The sequence below is a fragment of the Nocardioides mangrovi genome (assembly GCF_020073815.1).
Taxonomy (GTDB): Bacteria; Actinomycetota; Actinomycetes; order Propionibacteriales; family Nocardioidaceae; genus Nocardioides; species Nocardioides mangrovi.
This window is the reverse complement of record NZ_JAIQZJ010000002.1, coordinates 259,281-275,826: the sequence shown is the minus strand read 5'-3', so window position 1 is coordinate 275,826 and position 16,546 is coordinate 259,281. Positions and strand designations below refer to the sequence as shown.

At 70.6% G+C, this 16,546-nt stretch carries 14 protein-coding genes; 8 read left to right on the top strand and 6 right to left on the bottom strand.

Annotation, left to right across the window (positions count from 1 at the left end; all coding sequences use genetic code 11):
* Positions 1-295: 295 nt before the first annotated feature.
* On the bottom strand, positions 296-634 hold the full coding sequence (locus K8U61_RS06700; protein WP_224122215.1) for an ArsR/SmtB family transcription factor: 339 nt from the start codon (positions 632-634) through the stop codon (positions 296-298).
* Positions 631-1,065 (bottom strand): SRPBCC domain-containing protein, encoded by a 435-nt coding sequence (locus K8U61_RS06695; RefSeq protein WP_224122214.1) that lies wholly within the window; start codon positions 1,063-1,065, stop codon positions 631-633. Before K8U61_RS06695 ends, K8U61_RS06700 begins: the two co-directional genes overlap by 4 nt.
* Positions 1,066-1,164: 99 nt before the next feature.
* Here K8U61_RS06695 and K8U61_RS06690 point away from each other — a divergent pair, with 99 nt between their 5' ends.
* Positions 1,165-1,617, top strand: coding sequence for an SRPBCC family protein (locus K8U61_RS06690; RefSeq protein WP_224122213.1), 453 nt, complete (start codon positions 1,165-1,167; stop codon positions 1,615-1,617).
* Between the two features lie 19 nt (positions 1,618-1,636).
* Here K8U61_RS06690 and K8U61_RS06685 read toward each other — a convergent pair whose 3' ends face one another.
* Complete coding sequence (locus K8U61_RS06685; protein ID WP_224122212.1) at positions 1,637-2,740, bottom strand: citrate synthase 2; 1,104 nt, start codon at positions 2,738-2,740, stop codon at positions 1,637-1,639.
* Between the two features lie 52 nt (positions 2,741-2,792).
* Here K8U61_RS06685 and pdxH point away from each other — a divergent pair, with 52 nt between their 5' ends.
* The 7 genes from pdxH to K8U61_RS06650 all read left to right on the top strand — a co-directional run bounded on the left by pdxH (position 2,793) and on the right by K8U61_RS06650 (position 12,433).
* Positions 2,793-3,443 (top strand): pyridoxamine 5'-phosphate oxidase, encoded by a 651-nt coding sequence (gene pdxH / locus K8U61_RS06680; RefSeq protein WP_224122211.1) that lies wholly within the window; start codon positions 2,793-2,795, stop codon positions 3,441-3,443.
* A 44-nt stretch (positions 3,444-3,487) separates the two neighbouring features.
* Positions 3,488-4,105 (top strand): TetR/AcrR family transcriptional regulator, encoded by a 618-nt coding sequence (locus K8U61_RS06675; protein WP_224122210.1) that lies wholly within the window; start codon positions 3,488-3,490, stop codon positions 4,103-4,105.
* On the top strand, positions 4,105-5,841 hold the full coding sequence (locus K8U61_RS06670) for an ABC transporter ATP-binding protein (RefSeq protein ID WP_224122209.1): 1,737 nt from the start codon (positions 4,105-4,107) through the stop codon (positions 5,839-5,841). Before K8U61_RS06675 ends, K8U61_RS06670 begins: the two co-directional genes overlap by 1 nt.
* Positions 5,841-7,814 (top strand): ABC transporter ATP-binding protein, encoded by a 1,974-nt coding sequence (locus tag K8U61_RS06665; RefSeq protein ID WP_272491944.1) that lies wholly within the window; start codon positions 5,841-5,843, stop codon positions 7,812-7,814. The genes K8U61_RS06670 and K8U61_RS06665 overlap by 1 nt, the downstream gene beginning before the upstream one ends.
* 63 nt (positions 7,815-7,877) lie before the next feature.
* Positions 7,878-10,307: a fibronectin type III domain-containing protein gene (locus tag K8U61_RS06660; RefSeq protein WP_224122208.1), complete on the top strand. Its 2,430-nt coding sequence runs from the start codon at positions 7,878-7,880 to the stop codon at positions 10,305-10,307.
* A gap of 100 nt (positions 10,308-10,407) precedes the next feature.
* A complete protein-coding gene (locus tag K8U61_RS06655; RefSeq protein WP_224122207.1) occupies positions 10,408-10,905 on the top strand; it encodes a M15 family metallopeptidase in 498 nt (165 codons plus the stop codon).
* A 274-nt stretch (positions 10,906-11,179) separates the two neighbouring features.
* Positions 11,180-12,433 carry an HNH endonuclease signature motif containing protein gene (locus K8U61_RS06650; RefSeq protein WP_224122206.1) on the top strand — a complete coding sequence of 418 codons (1,254 nt, stop codon included), beginning with the start codon at positions 11,180-11,182 and terminating at the stop codon, positions 12,431-12,433.
* Positions 12,434-12,944: 511 nt separating this feature from the next.
* Here K8U61_RS06650 and K8U61_RS06645 read toward each other — a convergent pair.
* The 3 genes from K8U61_RS06645 to K8U61_RS06635 form a co-directional block, all read right to left on the bottom strand.
* Complete coding sequence (locus K8U61_RS06645) at positions 12,945-13,214, bottom strand: hypothetical protein (RefSeq protein WP_224122205.1); 270 nt, start codon at positions 13,212-13,214, stop codon at positions 12,945-12,947.
* Positions 13,215-13,264: 50 nt separating this feature from the next.
* Positions 13,265-15,307: a flagellar biosynthesis protein FlhA gene (flhA, locus tag K8U61_RS06640; protein WP_224122204.1), complete on the bottom strand. Its 2,043-nt coding sequence runs from the start codon at positions 15,305-15,307 to the stop codon at positions 13,265-13,267.
* A gap of 93 nt (positions 15,308-15,400) precedes the next feature.
* Positions 15,401-16,546, bottom strand: a complete 1,146-nt coding sequence (locus tag K8U61_RS06635) for an EscU/YscU/HrcU family type III secretion system export apparatus switch protein (protein WP_224122203.1) — start codon at positions 16,544-16,546, stop codon at positions 15,401-15,403.

Genomic DNA, 16,546 nt, shown 5'->3' with positions numbered 1-16,546 from the left:
GAGGGCGTCGGCTGCTTCGGTGTCGGTCATCGACCATGCCGGAGTGTCCGCGATCGAGGTCAGATCATGGCGGGCATGCGCGACCGCCACCGACACTCGGTGGGTGGGAGTCGCGCTCGTTGCCATACCTTCACTCAAGCACTGGCCACCGACACTGAGATGCTCAGAACCCTTGCTTTGACCGGGATGTGGACAACTTCGAAAGATTTTTTTCCGACCGATTTTCGGTCCCGCTGCGGGTGGTGGTTTCGGGGCTCGTCGCTGGCGCTCCTCGCACCTCAACCACCGGACGGAACTAGCGCTTCTTCTCCTGCTCGATCCGCTCGGCGATGCGCTTGATCCGCTGGAGCCGGCCGTCCCAGGCGGAGCCGACGGCGGTGAGCTGGGCGACGGCGCGCGCGAGCTGCGCCTCGTCGACCTCGTAGCGGCGCTCGCGGCCCGCGGGGGTGCCGTGGACCAGGCCGACCCGGTCGAGCACGCCGAGGTGCTTGGCGACCGCCTGCCGGGTCACCGGCAGCCGGTCGCTGAGCGTCGTCGCGGTGCCGACGCCGTCGGCGAGCAGCAGGTCGAGCATCCGGCGGCGGGTGGGGTCGCCGACCGCGGACCAGAGGTCGTCGTCGACGGTGCTGGTCACGAGCGGACCGCCACGTCCGCGCCGTAGGTGACCAGGCGGGGGAGGAAGTGGTCCCATCCCTGCACGTGGTCGGCGTAGGCCTCCTCGAGCACCGCCGCCTCCCAGCCGAGCTCGCGGAAGCCGGACTCCGAGAAGCGCACGCGCGTCCCGTCGCCCTCGGGCACCAACTCGAAGGTGACCAGCAGCCCGCCGGCCCAGCGGAAGGAGAAGCGGTACGGCGGCTCCGCGTCCACGACCGTGAGCGTCTCGACCTTCGCGTCCGGCGATCCCGGGTCGCCGAAGGTGATGGTGCCGGTGGCGCCCGGGACGGGGACCAGGTCGGCCTCGTCGGGCCACCACTCGCGGATGTGCTCGGGCGAGCTGATGACCTCGTAGACGACCTCGGGGCTGGCGTCGATGGTGAGCTCGCGCTCGATGCTGCCGTGCTCCATGGGCTCTCTCCTGACCGATAGGCAACTAATGGTTGCACATGACCGTAGGGCATGTCAGGCTTTTGTGCAACCAATGGTTGCACAATGGAGGAGACAGAGATGAGCCAGCAGACCAGGACCGACTACGGCACCCGCTTCACCGTGGAGCAGACGCCCGAGGAGGTGTACGCCGCCGTCCTCGACGTGGGCACGTGGTGGACCGGCGAGATCGAGGGGCGGGCCGACGAGGTGGGCGAGGAGTTCACCTACCGGCACCCGCCGCAGCACGAGACCCGGCAGCGCGTCGTCGAGCTCGAGCCGGGGCGGCGGGTGGTCTGGCGGGTCGTCGACAGCCGGCTGACCTTCATCGCCGAGCCGGACGAGTGGACCGGGACCGAGATCGTCTTCGAGATCGCGCCGACCGACGGGGGGACCGAACTGCGCTTCACGCACGTCGGGCTGGTCCCCGACAACGAGTGCTACGGCGCGTGCTCGGCGGGGTGGTCGCACTACGTCGGCGGCAGCCTGCGCAGCCTGGTCACCACGGGAGTGGGGCTGCCCGACCCGTGGTGACCGGCGACGTACGACGGGGTCAGGCGCCCCAGGTGTCCTGCCACCCGTCGACCTCCGACGCCGGCCGCGAGGCCGGGCCGGTGTAGATCGCGGAGGGGCGGATCAGGCGCCCGGTCTTCTTCTGCTCGAGGATGTGCGCGGACCAGCCGCCGGTGCGCGCGCAGGTGAACATCGAGGTGAACATGTTCGCCGGCACCTCGGCGAAGTCGAGGACGATCGCCGCCCAGAACTCCACGTTGGTCTCGAGCACCCGGTCGGGGCGGCGCTCGCGCAGCTCGGCGAGCGCCGCCTGCTCGAGCGCCTCGGCGACCTCGTAGCGCGGGGCGCCGAGCTCGCGCGCCGTACGACGGAGCACGCGGGCGCGGGGGTCCTCGGCCCGGTAGACCCGGTGGCCGAAGCCCATCAGCCGCTCGCCGCTGTCGAGGAGGCTCTTGACGTAGGCGGTCGCGTCGCCGCTCTTCTCGACGTCCTCGATCATGCCGAGCACACGCGACGGGGCGCCGCCGTGCAGGGGTCCGCTCATCGCGCCGATCGCGCCGGAGAAGGCCGCCGCCACGTCGGCGCCGGTGGAGGTGATGACCCGCGCGGTGAACGTCGAGGCGTTCATGCCGTGCTCGGCCGCCGAGCTCCAGTAGGCGTCGATCGCGTGGGCGTGCTTGGGATCGGCCTCGCCCTTCCAGCGGATCAGGAACTTCTCGGCGAGCGTCGCGCCCTCGTCGACCGTCTTCTGCGGGACCACGGCCTGCTGCAGGCCGCGGGCCGACTGGGCGGCGTACGAGAGGACCATGACGGCGAGCCGCCCGATGTCCTCGCGCGCCTGCTCGTCGCTGATGTCGTAGGTCTGGCCGAAGCCGAACGCCGGGGCGAGCATCGCCACGGCGGCCTGGACGTCGACGCGTACGTCGCCGGTGTGCACCGGCAGGTTGTAGGGCTCGGCGGGGGAGAGGCCGGGGGTGTACGCGCCGTCGATCAGCAGCCCCCAGACGTTCTCGAAGGGCACCCGGCCGACGATCTCCTCGATGTCGACGCCCCGGTAGCGGAGGGCGGAGCCCTCCTTGTCGGGCTCGGCGATCTGGGTCTCGAAGGCGACGACGCCCTCCAGCCCGTGGTGTACGTCAGTCACCCGCGCATTGTGCACCGCACCCTCGTCAGGGGTCACTACTAGGGTCGGGAGCATGTCCGACCTCGACCTCTCCGTGCTCCGTGAGGAGTACGCCCGCGCCGGCCTCGACGAGTCCGACCTCGAGCCCGACCCGTTCGCGATGTTCGACCGCTGGATGAGCGAGGCGCACGAGGCGATCCGGCACGACGCCAACGCCATGGTCGTCAGCACCGTCGGGGCCGACTTCGCGCCGTCGTCGCGCATGGTGCTGCTCAAGGGCGTCTCCGAGGCGGGCTTCGTCTTCTTCACCAACACCGGCTCCCGCAAGGGTCAGGAGCTGGCCGGCAACCCGCGCTGCGCCCTGCTCTTCCCCTGGCACGTGCTCGAGCGCCAGGTCCGCGTGGACGGCGTCGCCACCCCGCTGCCCCGCGCCGACGTCGAGGCCTACTTCGCCAGCCGGCCGCACGGCTCCCGGCTCGGCGCCGTCGCCTCGCACCAGTCGCAGGTCGTCGCCGATCGCGGCGAGCTCGAGGCGGCGTACGACGAGGCGGCGGCCCGCTACCCCGACGACGTGCCGACCCCCGAGGAGTGGGGCGGATACGTCGTCCGTCCCGAGGTCGTGGAGTTCTGGCAGGGCCGGACGTCCCGCCTGCACGACCGCCTGGTCTACCGCCGGACGGCCGGTGACCGGGGCGGGTGGGTCACGGAGCGGCTCGCCCCGTAAAAACCGTTTGTGAGTGAGTGCTCACTCACTTATGCTCGTCCCTCGTGGACACCAGCAGACGCGAGCGTGCGCGGCCGATGTCGCCCGAGGAGCGCCGGGAGGCGATCATCGCCGCGACGCGGCCGCTCCTCTACGAGCACGGCCGGGCCGTCACGACCCGCCTGATCGCCGAGGCCGCCGGGGTCGCCGAGGGCACCATCTTCCGGGTCTTCGAGTCCAAGGAGGAGCTCGTCGACGCCGCGATCGAGGCGGCCTTCGAGCCCGGCGACGTGATCGCCCGGATCGAGGAGATCGACCCCGACCTGCCGCTGCGCGACCGGCTCGTGGTGCTCACCTCGATCCTCCAGCAGCGCTTCCGCGCCACCTTCGGGCTGATGCAGAAGGTCGGCCTGGTCGGCCCGCCGAAGCACCTGCACGACAACGGGGTGGCCCAGGAGTGGCGGGCCCGCCAGGAGCTGCTCTTCTCCGCCGTCATCGCCCGCGACGCCGACCAGCTCCGCGTGCCCGTCGACCACTTCGCCCACGTCCTCCGACTGCTCACCTTCGCGGGCAGCCACATCATGATCTCCGACGACCGGCTGCTGTCGCCCGAGGAGATCGTCGACACCGTGCTGGTCGGGATGCTCCGACCCGAGGCCCGGACCACCAAGGAGATCTCCTGATGCTGATCCGACTGCTGCGCAGCCAGCTCGCGCCGTACCGCGCCTGGCTGAGCGTCGTCGTGCTCTTCCAGTTCCTCGGCGTGGTGGCGATGCTCTACCTGCCGACGCTCAACGCCGACATCATCGACAACGGCGTCGTCGAGGGCGACACCGACTACATCCTGCGCACCGGTGCGCTCATGCTCGTCGTGTCCATCGGCCAGATCGTCTGCTCCGTGATCGCCGTGCGCTTCGGCAGCCGGACCGCGATGAGCATGGGCCGCGACGTGCGCGCCGCGCTCTTCCACCGGGTCGGCACCTTCTCGACCCGCGAGGTCCAGGACATCGGCGCCCCGTCGCTGATCACCCGCACCACCAACGACGTCCAGCAGGTGCAGATGCTGGTGCTGATGTCGTGCACGATCGCGGTGTCCTCGCCGATCATGATGGTCGGGGGCGTCTTCATGGCGCTGCGCGAGGACACTGGCCTGGGCTGGGTCCTGGCCGTCGCGGTCCCGGCCCTCTTCCTCTGCGTCGGCTTCGTCGTCAGCCGGATGGTCCCGAACTTCCGCAAGATGCAGACCCGGATCGACGAGGTCAACCGCGTGCTGCGCGAGCAGATCACCGGCATCCGGGTGGTCCGTGCCTTCGTCCGCGAGCCCTACGAGACCAAGCGCTTCGGCAAGGCGAACGACGACCTCACCGACGTCGCGGTCGCGGCCGGACGCTGGATGGCGACGATGTTCCCGCTCGTGATCCTGGTCGTGAACGTCTCGAGCGTCGCCGTCATCTGGTTCGGCGGACACCGCATCGACAGCGGCCAGATGCAGGTCGGTGCCCTGACGGCGTTCCTCTCCTACCTGATGCAGATCCTGATGTCGGTGATGATGGCGACCTTCATGCTGATGCAGGTCCCGCGCGCCTCGGTCTGCGCGGACCGGATCGTCGAGGTGCTCGACACCCACACCTCCGTGCCGGTGCCGACCGACGCCGCGGCGCCCGACCCGGCTCGCCGCGGCCACCTCGACCTCGACGGCGTCACCTTCGCCTACCCGGGCGCCGACGAGCCGGTGCTCTCCGACATCGGCTTCCAGGCCCGGCCCGGTCAGACCGTGGCCGTCATCGGCTCGACCGGCGCCGGCAAGTCCACGCTGGTCAACCTGGTGCCGCGGCTCTTCGATGCGACCGAGGGCGAGGTCCGCGTCGCGGGCCACGACGTACGCCGTCTCGACCCGGACCTGCTCTGGCAGCAGATCGGACTGGTGCCGCAGAAGGCCTACCTCTTCAGCGGCACCGTGCGCAGCAACCTCCAGCACGGCAAGCCGGACGCCACCGACGAGGAGATGTGGGCCGCGCTCGAGGTTGCGCAGGGCCGTGACTTCGTCGAGGCACTGCCCGAGGGGCTCGACGCCCCGGTGACCCAGGGCGGCACCAACTTCTCCGGCGGCCAGCGGCAGCGGCTCGCGATCGCGCGGGCGCTGATCCGCAAGCCCGGCATCTACCTCTTCGACGACTCCTTCTCGGCGCTCGACCTGGCGACCGACGCCCGACTGCGGGCGGCGCTCAAACCGGAGACCCGGGACGCGACGGTGGTGATCGTGGCGCAACGCGTGTCCACGATCCGCGACGCGGACCTGATCCTCGTCCTCGACGACGGGCGCATCGTCGGCCGCGGCACGCACCACGAGCTGCTGGCCGGCTGCGCGACGTACCAGGAGATCGTCACCTCCCAGCTCACCGCGGAGGAGGCGGCCTGATGAGCACCGACACCACCTCTCCCTCCGGAGCACCGGGCAAGAAGCAGGAGTTCCAGGCCACCGAGCGGATCGAGGCGCCGCAGGGCGGACCCGGTCGCGGCCCGATGGCCGGCGGCATGGTCGGCCAGAAGGCGATGGACTTCGGCCCGTCCGCCAAGCGGGTCGTGGCACTGATGCGTCCCGACCGCACCAAGGCGATCGCGGTCGTCGTCCTCGGCGTCGCGAGCGTCATCATGATGTCGATCGCGCCGCGGATCCTCGGCCACGCGACCGACCTGGTCTTCAACGGCTTCATCGGCTCGAAGTTCCCGGCCGGCACCCCCGACTCGGCGCTGCCCGACGCGGTGCAGGGCATGGACGTCGTCCCCGGTCAGGGGGTCGACTTCACGGCCGTCGCGCACGTGCTGCTGGTCGTCCTCGCGCTGTACGCCGCGGCCTCGCTGCTGGCCTGGCTGCAGGGCTACGTGCTCAACACGGTCGTGCAGAACACCATCCGCACGATGCGCGAGGACGTCGAGGAGAAGATCAACCGGCTGCCGCTCAACTACTTCGACCGCTCGCCGCGCGGCGAGCTCCTGAGCCGGGTCACCAACGACATCGACAACGTGTCGCAGACCCTGCAGCAGACGATGAGCCAGCTGCTCACCTCGGTCATGACCGTCCTCGCGGTGCTAGCGATGATGGTCTGGATCTCGCCGCTGCTGGCGCTGGTCGCGCTGGTCACCGTGCCACTGTCGCTGATCGTCACCCAGCAGATCATGAAGCGCTCGCAGGGCCAGTTCGTGGCGCAGTGGCGGCGTACCGGCAAGCTCAACGCGCAGATCGAGGAAGCCTTCTCCGGCCACGCGCTCGTCAAGGTCTTCGGCCGCCAAGCCGAGGTCGAGCGGACCTTCGCCGAGGAGAACGACGAGCTCTTCAAGGTCAGCTACGGCGCGCAGTTCGTGAGCGGCCTGATCATGCCGTCGATGATGTTCATCGGGAACCTCAACTACGTCCTCGTCGCCGTCGTCGGCGGCCTGCGCGTGGCCAGCGGGTCGCTGTCGCTGGGCGAGGTGCAGGCCTTCATCCAGTACTCCCGGCAGTTCACCCAGCCGCTCACCACGGTCGCGTCGATGACCAACCTGCTCCAGTCGGGCGTCGCCTCGGCGGAGCGCGTCTTCGAGCTGCTCGACGCCGACGAGGAGCCGGTCGACGGCGCCGGCGTACCGTCCGCGTCGCGGCGGGGCGAGGTCGCCTTCGAGCACGTCTCCTTCTCGTACGACGCGGAGCGGCCGCTGATCACGGACCTGTCGCTCGTCGCGCGGCCGGGGGAGACCGTCGCGATCGTCGGCCCGACCGGTGCGGGCAAGACCACGCTGGTCAACCTGGTGATGCGCTTCTACGACGTCGACGGCGGCCGGATCACCCTCGACGGCGTGGACATCGCCTCGATGCCGCGCGCCGACCTGCGTGGCCAGATCGGCATGGTGCTCCAGGACACCTGGCTCTTCGAGGGCACGATCCGCGACAACATCGCCTACGGACGCCCGGACGCCACCGAGGACGAGATCCTCGAGGCCGCGCGCGCGACGTTCGTGGACCGCTTCGTGCACTCGCTGCCCGAGGGCTACGACACCGTGATCGACGAGGAGGGCTCCAACCTGTCGGCCGGCGAGCGGCAGCTCGTCACCATCGCCCGGGCCTTCCTGACCGACCCGGCGCTGCTGATCCTCGACGAGGCCACGTCGTCGGTCGACACCCGCACCGAGCTGCTGCTCCAGCAGGCGATGGCGGCGCTGCGCACCGACCGGACGTCGTTCGTGATCGCCCACCGGCTCTCGACGATCCGCGACGCCGACCTGATCCTGGTGATGGAGGACGGTGCGATCGTCGAGCAGGGCGACCACGAGTCGCTGCTCGCCAGCGGTGGCGCCTACGCGCGGCTCTACCAGGCGCAGTTCACCGCCGCCGCGGTGGAGGAGACCTCGGTGTAGGTGGCCGCGACGTACCCCTCATCGGTGATGCCGCACGCGGATCGGCTGCTCTAGCGTCCGAGCGTGGCCGCCCTGACGCGAGGCTCGTCGACCAGATCACTGCTCGGCGTGCTCGCGGCGCTCGCGCTGGCGCTGGTCGGGTTCGTCGCGGCGGTGCCGACCGCGCCCGCCGGTGCGGACGGCCCGGCCGACTGCACGCTCACCGCGCAGCTGGAGAACCCGTGCCGACCGTGGTTCGGAGGGAACTCGAACCTCTATCCGGGGATCACCGCGGGGTCGCTCAACCAGTACCTCTACTTCGAGCAGCGCACCGGCCGGCAGATGGACGTGGCGCACACCTTCCACGCCGTCGGCCAGACGACGGCCAACCAGCTCACCGACAACGACCGGTACTTCATCAACCGGCCGAACACGCTGCTCTACACGAACTGGGCGCTGACCAACGACTTCGCCACCGCGACCGGCGGCAACGACGCGGTCAACCAGCAGATCGACCAGATGGCGGCGAGCATCAAGTCCGTCGCACCCGCCAAGATCTTCCTCACGCTGCACCACGAGCCGGAGAACGACCTCGACGTCGCCCCGTCGGGCTGCAGCTTCACCCCGACCGGAACCATGGGGACGGCCGAGGAGTACCGCGCGATGTGGGCGAACGTGCGCGCCCGCTTCGATGCCGCAGGCGTCGACAACGTCGTCTGGGTCATGAACTACATGGGCTACCCCAAGTACGACTGCACGGTCGACGCCCTGTGGCCCGGCGACGACCTCGTCGACTGGGTGACCTACACCGGCTACGAGGACAGCGACGTCGGCGTCAGCTTCGACGAGGAGGTCGGCACTTTCTACGACCTGCTGACCGCGCACAGCGCCCCCGGCCACGACTACCTGTCGAAGCCCTGGGGCATCGCCGAGTGGAGCATCTACAACACCACCCAGGAGAGCGCCTACCTCTACTACCGCCAGGCCCGCGAGGCGGTCGAGGCAGGCCGCTTCCCCCGGCTGCGGATGTACCTCGTCTTCGACAACGCCGACCAGACGAAGAACCTCTACGACTACCAGGTGTCCTACGGCAAGAACCGTACGCTCGACCCGCTCGAGCAGGCCTGGTTCAACCAGTACGCCAACTCCTGGGCGCTCACCGGGGACGGCACGCCCGACCCCGACGCCCCGACCGTGCCCGGCAGCACCGCGCTCGCGCTGGACGCGGGCGAACGGCCGGTCCTCAGCTGGGATGCGTCCACGGACGACGACGGTGCCGTGACCTACGACGTGCTCCGCGACGGCGTCCGGGTCGCCACCACGGCGACGACGCGTTTCGTCGACGCCGGCGTCGCCGAGGGCAGCCACTTCTACCAGGTGCGAGCCGTCGACCCGACCGGTCGCGCCGGGGAGCTCTCTGACCCGCTGGTCATCAGTGCCCCGGCGCCGGACACGACCCCACCCAGTGTGCCCACCGGGCTCGGGGTGAGCCTGGTCGACCACCAGCCGTCCCTGACCTGGGACGCCTCGAGCGACGACCGCTCGGTGACCGGCTACGACGTCTACCGGGGGACGACGCTGCTCGCCACCACGACGGAGACGGCGTACGTCGACGACACGGCGCCGGCCGGGACCGCGACGTACACCGTGACCGCGCGCGACGGCTCGGACAACGTCAGCGACCCGTCGTCCTCCGTGACGATCGAGGTGCCCGACACGACCCCGCCGTCCGCCCCGGTCCTCGCGGGCACGCTCGTCGGGCGGGTGCCGTCCCTGTCGTGGAGCGCCTCCGGTGACGATGTCGGCGTCACGGCGTACGACGTCTACCGGGGGACGACCCTGCTGACGACCACGACGTCGCTGGCCTACGACGACTCGGCGGCGCCGACCGGCATTCAGACCTACACGGTGCGGGCGCGGGACGCCGCAGGGAACGTGTCGGACGCGAGCGTCCCGGTGTCGATCACCGTGCCGCCGCCTGCCGACACGACGGCCCCGACGCGTCCGACGGGACTGCGCGTGGCGCTCGCGGGTGGCGTGCCGTCGCTGACCTGGAACGCCTCCACGGATGCCACCGGGGTCACGGGCTACGACGTGCTCCGCGGCGGCACCGTCATCGCCACCGTGACCGGCCGGCAGTACACCGACAGGACGGCACCGCAGGGCCGGAGCAGCACCTACACCGTGCGGGCGCGGGATGCCGCCGGCAACGTGAGCGCGGTCAGCTCGTCGGTCAGCATCCGGGTCCCCGACACCACGGCTCCCGTAGGACCCGGCACGCTCAGCCTGACCCGGTCCGGGACCCGCGCGACGCTGCGCTGGTCCGCGGCGACCGACAACGTGGCGGTGACGGCCTACTGGGTCTACCGCGGGAGCACGCGGGTCGCGACGCTCGGTGCGAGCGCCAGGTCGTACGCCGCGACCGGACTGGTGTCGGGCCGTAGCTACACGTTCCGTGTCGTGGCGCGCGACGCGGCCGGCAACCAGAGCCCCGGCGCCTCCGCCACCGGCTGACGTCCCTCGGTCCTGGGTCTGACCTCTGCGGTCCTCGGGTGCCGCGAGGCGGCACCCGAGGCCGAGGCGCCGGCACCCCCGCGCTGCCTACGGTCCAGGCGTGAACCTGTTCCCGGTCCTGCTCGCCCTCACCCTCACCATCACCGGTTGCTCCGGATCCGAGGCCGCCGACGACCTGCCCGCCGCCAAGCGGCCCACGATCGCCCACCTCGACCCCGACCTCCGCGCCGCGGTCGTGGACGCCGCCGCCGACGCCCGGGCCGACGGCGTCCGGGTCTCGGTCACCAGCGGATGGCGCAGCAAGGCGCACCAGGAGCGGCTGCTCGAGGACGCCGTGCAGAAGTACGGCAGCGTCTCCGCCGCACTCCACTGGGTCTCCACGCCCGACACCTCCGCCCACGTCACCGGCGACGCCGTCGACATCGGCCCGAACCGCGAGGCCGACGCCTGGCTGAGCGAGCACGGCTCGGCGTACGGGCTGTGCCAGACGTTCGCCAACGAGCCCTGGCACTTCGAGCTCGCGACCGACCCCGGCGGCGACTGCCCGGAGATGCTGCCCGACAGCAGCTACCGCGAGTCCGGTCCTTCTGCTGGTTGAGCCCGTCCGCTGGTTGAGGTGCGAGGCCCGCTAGGGCCGAGCCTCGAAACCCCGCAACTGTCCCTAGCGGCCCGGTCCGCCTCCTCCGGCGTGGCGACGAAAGACATTTACAGCAATACGTGGTCACCGTCCGCTGTGGCCACCCGGGAGCGATTTCCAGCCGCTTCCCGGCTTCGACGTTGGCTCGGGTAGACCGCTGTGGCCCGGGCCGAAAGAAGAAGAGAAAGAGTCCGATTGGGCTAGAACACCTGTTCGATTCGATGTAGAATCAGGCATGGCTTCCGCACCCGCTCCTACCGCACCGACCTCACCGTCGGTGCTGCTGGATGCCGCCGCGGAACAGACCCGGATCGCCCTGCTCGCCGAGGCCGAGCGGTTCTCCCTCGCACTGCGCTGGGCCCACGCCCACCCCGCGCCGGTCACCGACGCCGTCGTCGACGAGCTCGGCGACCTGGTCATGTACGCCGACCAGCCCGCCACCCTGGCAGGAGAAGGCGCGCCCGGCATGTCGGAGTTCGCGATCGCGGAGTTCGCCACCGCCTGCGGACTCTCCACCTACCAGGGCCGCGCACTGATCGGCGCCGCCCTCGAAGCCCACCACCGCCTCCCGCGCCTCTGGTCGAAGGTGATGGCCGGGGACGTGGCGGTGTGGAAGGTCCGCCGGGTCACCGAACAGACCCACCGCCTCCCACCCGGCGCCGCCGCCGAGGTCGACACCGTGCTGGCGCCGATCATCGGGACCTGCTCCTACGCGCAGATCGAGAAGACCGTCGCCGCGGCCGCCGCACGGGTCGACGACGAGCACGAAGAGATGGAACGCCTCGACCGCTGGCAGCAGCAGCACCTCGAGGTCCGCCTCGACGCCGCCGCCCTCAACGGCGGCCTCGTGCCCGTCTCCGGGCTCCTCGACTATGTGGATGCGGTCGCCCTCGAAGCCCGGCTCAAGACCGGCGCCGCACTCCTCGGCGAGGCCCACCCCGACCTGTCGCTCGACGTGCGCCGCGCGATGGCCGCCGGCAGGTTGGGCACCACCGAGGGGGCCACCAGTCGGGAGGTCGTGGTCTACACCCACCACGAGCCCGACCAGATCCACGACATCCTCGACATCGAAGGCAACCACGGCCGGCTCGGGCACACCACCATCGAACAGATCGCCCAGTGGTGCCAGCTCGCCGGCACCAAGGTCACCATCAAGCCGGTGCTCGAGCTCGACGCCGAGATCTCGGTCGACCGCTACGAGCCATCCACCGCCCAGCGGGAGCAGGCGATCCTGACCTGCCCCACCTGCGTCTTCCCCGGCTGCTCAAAGTCGGCCCGCGGCTGCGACCTCGACCACATCACCGCCTACGCACAGGGCGGGACAACCACCTCCTGGAACCTCGCACCCCTGTGCAGGTACCACCACCGACTCAAGACCTTCGGCCACTGGACCTACCGACGACTCGGCCGCACCCGGTTCGAATGGACCTCCCCATCCGGACGGATCCACCACGTCGACCTCACCGCCAAGCGACGACGAACCCGCTGACCCCACACCCCACCAGCCCCGAGCAGGTGGGGCATCCGTCGTGCTCCTTGCTTCGGTCCGGGCCACCACGGTCGACCCGAGCGAACGGCGAAGCCGACAGCGAACTGGAAATCGCTCCCGGGTGACCACAGCGAACGGTGACCACATATTTCTCGAACTGTCTTTCGTCACCCACGCCGGGGGTGGCGGACAGGGCCGCTATAGACAGTCGCGGGTCGTCGGGGAGCGCATTAACCCGTTGAGCGAAGGCGCCGGCCGACCTACGCTCGTCGTACACGGGAAAGGAGGTGGTCCGAAGAATGAGTTCTTTCAGGACGCGTGAGGTGGCTGCCCGCTAGCAGCCCATCAGCATCACCCGGGGTGGAGTCACTCCGGGACGGCTGCTGGTGAATCCCAAGCAGTCACCCGACCCGCAGGCGATCCGGTCATCACGTCCACCGGAGCCGGGCCACTCGGCCCGAACGCCTGCGGGTCGCTGCATTTCCCGTGACGCCCGCAGGTACGCCGGCGGTCAGGCCGCGTCGGACTCCTCGATCGGGACCGGGATCGCCTCCAGGTCGACGCGGGTGGCGTCGGCGGCGTTGTTCGCGGCGTTGTTGGAGGCGACCGTCGACTGGGCGATGCTCGCAACCAGCGAGCACGCGGCCCACACGGCGACGAGGCAGATCAGCACCCGCACGAGCGCGACGTTGGTGGAGAGCATGCCGGTGTAGGCGGCGTACATCGCCGGCGAGCCGACGACGAGGGTGCCGAGGACGACCGGACCGGAGAACGGACTCATGCGGGACCTCCAGGGGTGACGGGGGACGGGGGCGGGGGCGGGGATGGGGACTAGCGGTTCGCCAGCTGGCGGTCGGCGGTCACGACGCCCTCGGAGCGGATCTGCTCGGCGCCCGACAGCTCCTGGTAGGACAGCACCGCGAGGCGCGGCACGATCGGGTGGACCAGCCGGCGCAGCGGGGCGCGCAGCTGGGGGGCGCAGACGAGGACCGGGCGCAGGTTCTGGTTCTCGACGTTGACGACGTGCTGGCCGAGGTTGTTCATCAGCGCCTGGCTGGTGTCCAGGTCGAGGGCGATGGTCTGGCCGGCCTCGCCGGGGCGCAGCGACTCGAGGATCCGCTGCTCGAGCTGCGGGTCGAGGGTGATGACGTGCAGCGTCTTGTCCACGAGGTACGGCGCCGCGATCGCCGCGCCGAGGGCCGTCCGGGCGGCCTCGACGAGCGGGTCGAGCTCCTTGGTGCGGGTCGCGCGGAGCGAGAGCGCCTCGAAGATCCGGACCAGGTCGCGGATGGAGACGCCCTCGTCGAGCAGCGTCTGGAGCACCCGCTGGATCTCGCCCAGGCTGAGCTGGGCCGGGGTGAGCTCCTCGACGACGACGGGGTGGGTCCGCTTCACCACGTCGGTGAGCATCCGGACGTCCTCGCGGCCGAGCAGGCGGCCGGCGTACTGCGTGATGATCTCGGCGAGGTGGGTGGTGATCACCGACGCGCGGTCGACCACGGTGGCGCCACCGAGCTCGGCCTGGCTGCGCAGCTCCGCGGGGATCCACTTGGCCTCGAGGCCGAAGACCGGCTCCTGGGTCGGCTGCCCCGGCAGCGAGCCGAGGTAGTCGCCGATCGCGAGGACGGTGCCGGACGGCGCCTCGCCGCGGGCGACCTCGATCCCGAAGAGCATGATCGCGTAGGTCTGGCTGGGGAGCATGAGGTTGTCGCGGGTCCGCACCGGCGGCGCGACGATGCCCAGGTCGGTGGCGATCTTGCGACGCAGCGCCCGGACCCGGTCGAGCAGGTCGCCGCCGCGGCTGGTGTCGACGAGGTCGACCATGTCGGCGGAGAGCTCGAGGCCGAGGGGGTCGACCTGGATCTCCGCGGCGAGCAGCTCGGGGGTGTCGGCGGAGACGACCGGCGCCTCGAGGGCGGCCTTCTCGACTTCGGCGCCCGGCTTGGGGGCGCGGGTGGACAGGATCAGCATCAGGCCGCCGGCGACGATGAACGGCAGCTTCGGCAGGCCGGGGATCACGCACAGGCCGAGGGCGCCGAAGCCGGCGATGCGCAGCGGCATCTGGTTGCTGGTGATCTGGCGGACGATGTCGGAGCCCATGTCCTGCTCGCTCACCGAGCGGGTCACCACGAGACCGGTGGCGACCGACAGCAGCAGCGCCGGGATCTGCGAGACCAGGCCGTCGCCGACCGAGAGGAGGCTGTACGTCGTGATCGCGTCGCTGAAGGGCATGCCCATCTGGCCGACGCCGACCGCGAAGCCGCCGATCAGGTTGACCAGGGTGATGATGATGGCCGCGATCGCGTCGCCCTTGACGAACTTCGACGCACCGTCCATCGCGCCGTAGAAGTCGGCCTCGGCGTGCACCTCGGCCCGACGCCGACGCGCCTCGTCCTCGTCGATGAGGCCGGAGTTGAGGTCGGCGTCGATGGCCATCTGCTTGCCGGGCATCGCGTCGAGAGTGAAGCGCGCGCCGACCTCGGCGACGCGGCCGGCACCGTTGGTGATGACGACGAACTGGATGATCAGCAGGATCGAGAAGACGATCAGGCCGACGATGAGCGAGCCGCCGACCACGAAGTGGCCGAACGTGTCGATCACCTTGCCGGCCTGGCCGTGGAGCAGCACGAGGCGGGTCGCGCTGACGTTGAGCGCGAGCCGGAAGAGCGTCATCACCAGCAGGATCGAGGGGAAGGCCGCGAAGTCGAGCGGCTTGTGCACGAACATCGCCGTCATCAGGACCAGCAGGGCCGCGGTGATGTTGAGCGCGATCAGCAGGTCGAGCACGACCGCGGGCAGCGGTACGACGAGCATGACGACGATCGCCACGATGCCGACAGGCACCGCCAGCTTGGTCAGCTGGTTCGTGGGCAACGGGTCTCCCGAGGCGTGTGAGGGGGCATTCGTGGATCCGAGCGCCGTCCCTGGCACCTGCTGGTCGACTCCGTCCTGGTGTCTCCGGGAGGCCTATCGGCTCGCGAGCGCCGGACCTGAGACGTCGCGGCGACGGCGTCCCGGCCGGCTCACCGGCGGGAGGTCGGACTCGAGGCGCGGGCTGCGGTGCTCGCCGCCGCTCTGGCCGCGGGTGCGCCGGTTGATGACGAACGCCAGGACCTGGGCGACGGCGGCGAACAGCTCGGCGGGGATCTGGTGGCCGACCTCGGTGGAGGAGTAGAGGGCACGCGCCAGCGGTACGTCGCGCACCATCGGCACCCGCGCCTCGGCGGCCCGCTCACGGATCGCGGCGGCGATCACGCCGGCACCCCGGGCGACCACCTGGGGCGCACCGCGCTCGGGCTCGTAGCGCAGCGCCACCGCGACGTGGGTCGGGTTGACCAGGACGACGTCCGCCGTCTTGACGTCCGCCATCATCCGGTTGCGCGCCGCGGCCAGCTGGCGGGAGCGGATCGCGCCCTTGAGCATCGGGTCGCCCTCGGACTGCTTGTGCTCCTGCTTGACCTCGTCCTTGGTCATCCGGGTCTGCTTGTTCATCCGCTGGCGGGCGACGAGGTAGTCGGCCGCGGCCAGCACCACACCGATGATCGCGACGTTCCGGACCAGACCCAGCGCGTCGTGCGCGACCTGGTCGAGCACGACCTGCATGGGGACCAGGCCGCCGATGAGCGGCATCAGACCCTTGACCGCCGAGTAGACGAGCAGCACGACCACCGCGGTCTTCAGCAGCATCTTGGCGCCCTCCCAGAGGGTCTTGACGCCGAACAGCCGCTTGATGCCCGCGATCGGGTTGATCTTCGAGAGCTTCGGCTTCATCGCCGAGGTGGCGAGGAAGAAGCCGCCCTGGGCGAGCGCGCCGGCGACCCCGACGACCATCACCATCGAGCCGAGCACGACCAGGGTCGTCAGCACGTGCCAGAGGGCGTGGCCGAGCAGGGCGAGCGCGGTCGGCACGTCCGCCTGGCCGCCGATGCTGAGGCTCGTGGTCATCATCGTCTGGAGCTTGCCGACCTCGTGGGCGAGCAGCTTCGGCAGCGCCATCGCGAAGAGCGCGAGCGCGCACCAGGCGCCCAGCTCCTGCGTACGCGGGACCTGGCCCTCCTTGCGGTTCTTCTTCCGCCGCTTGGGTGTCGGCTTCTCGGTCTTCTCCTCGGACAC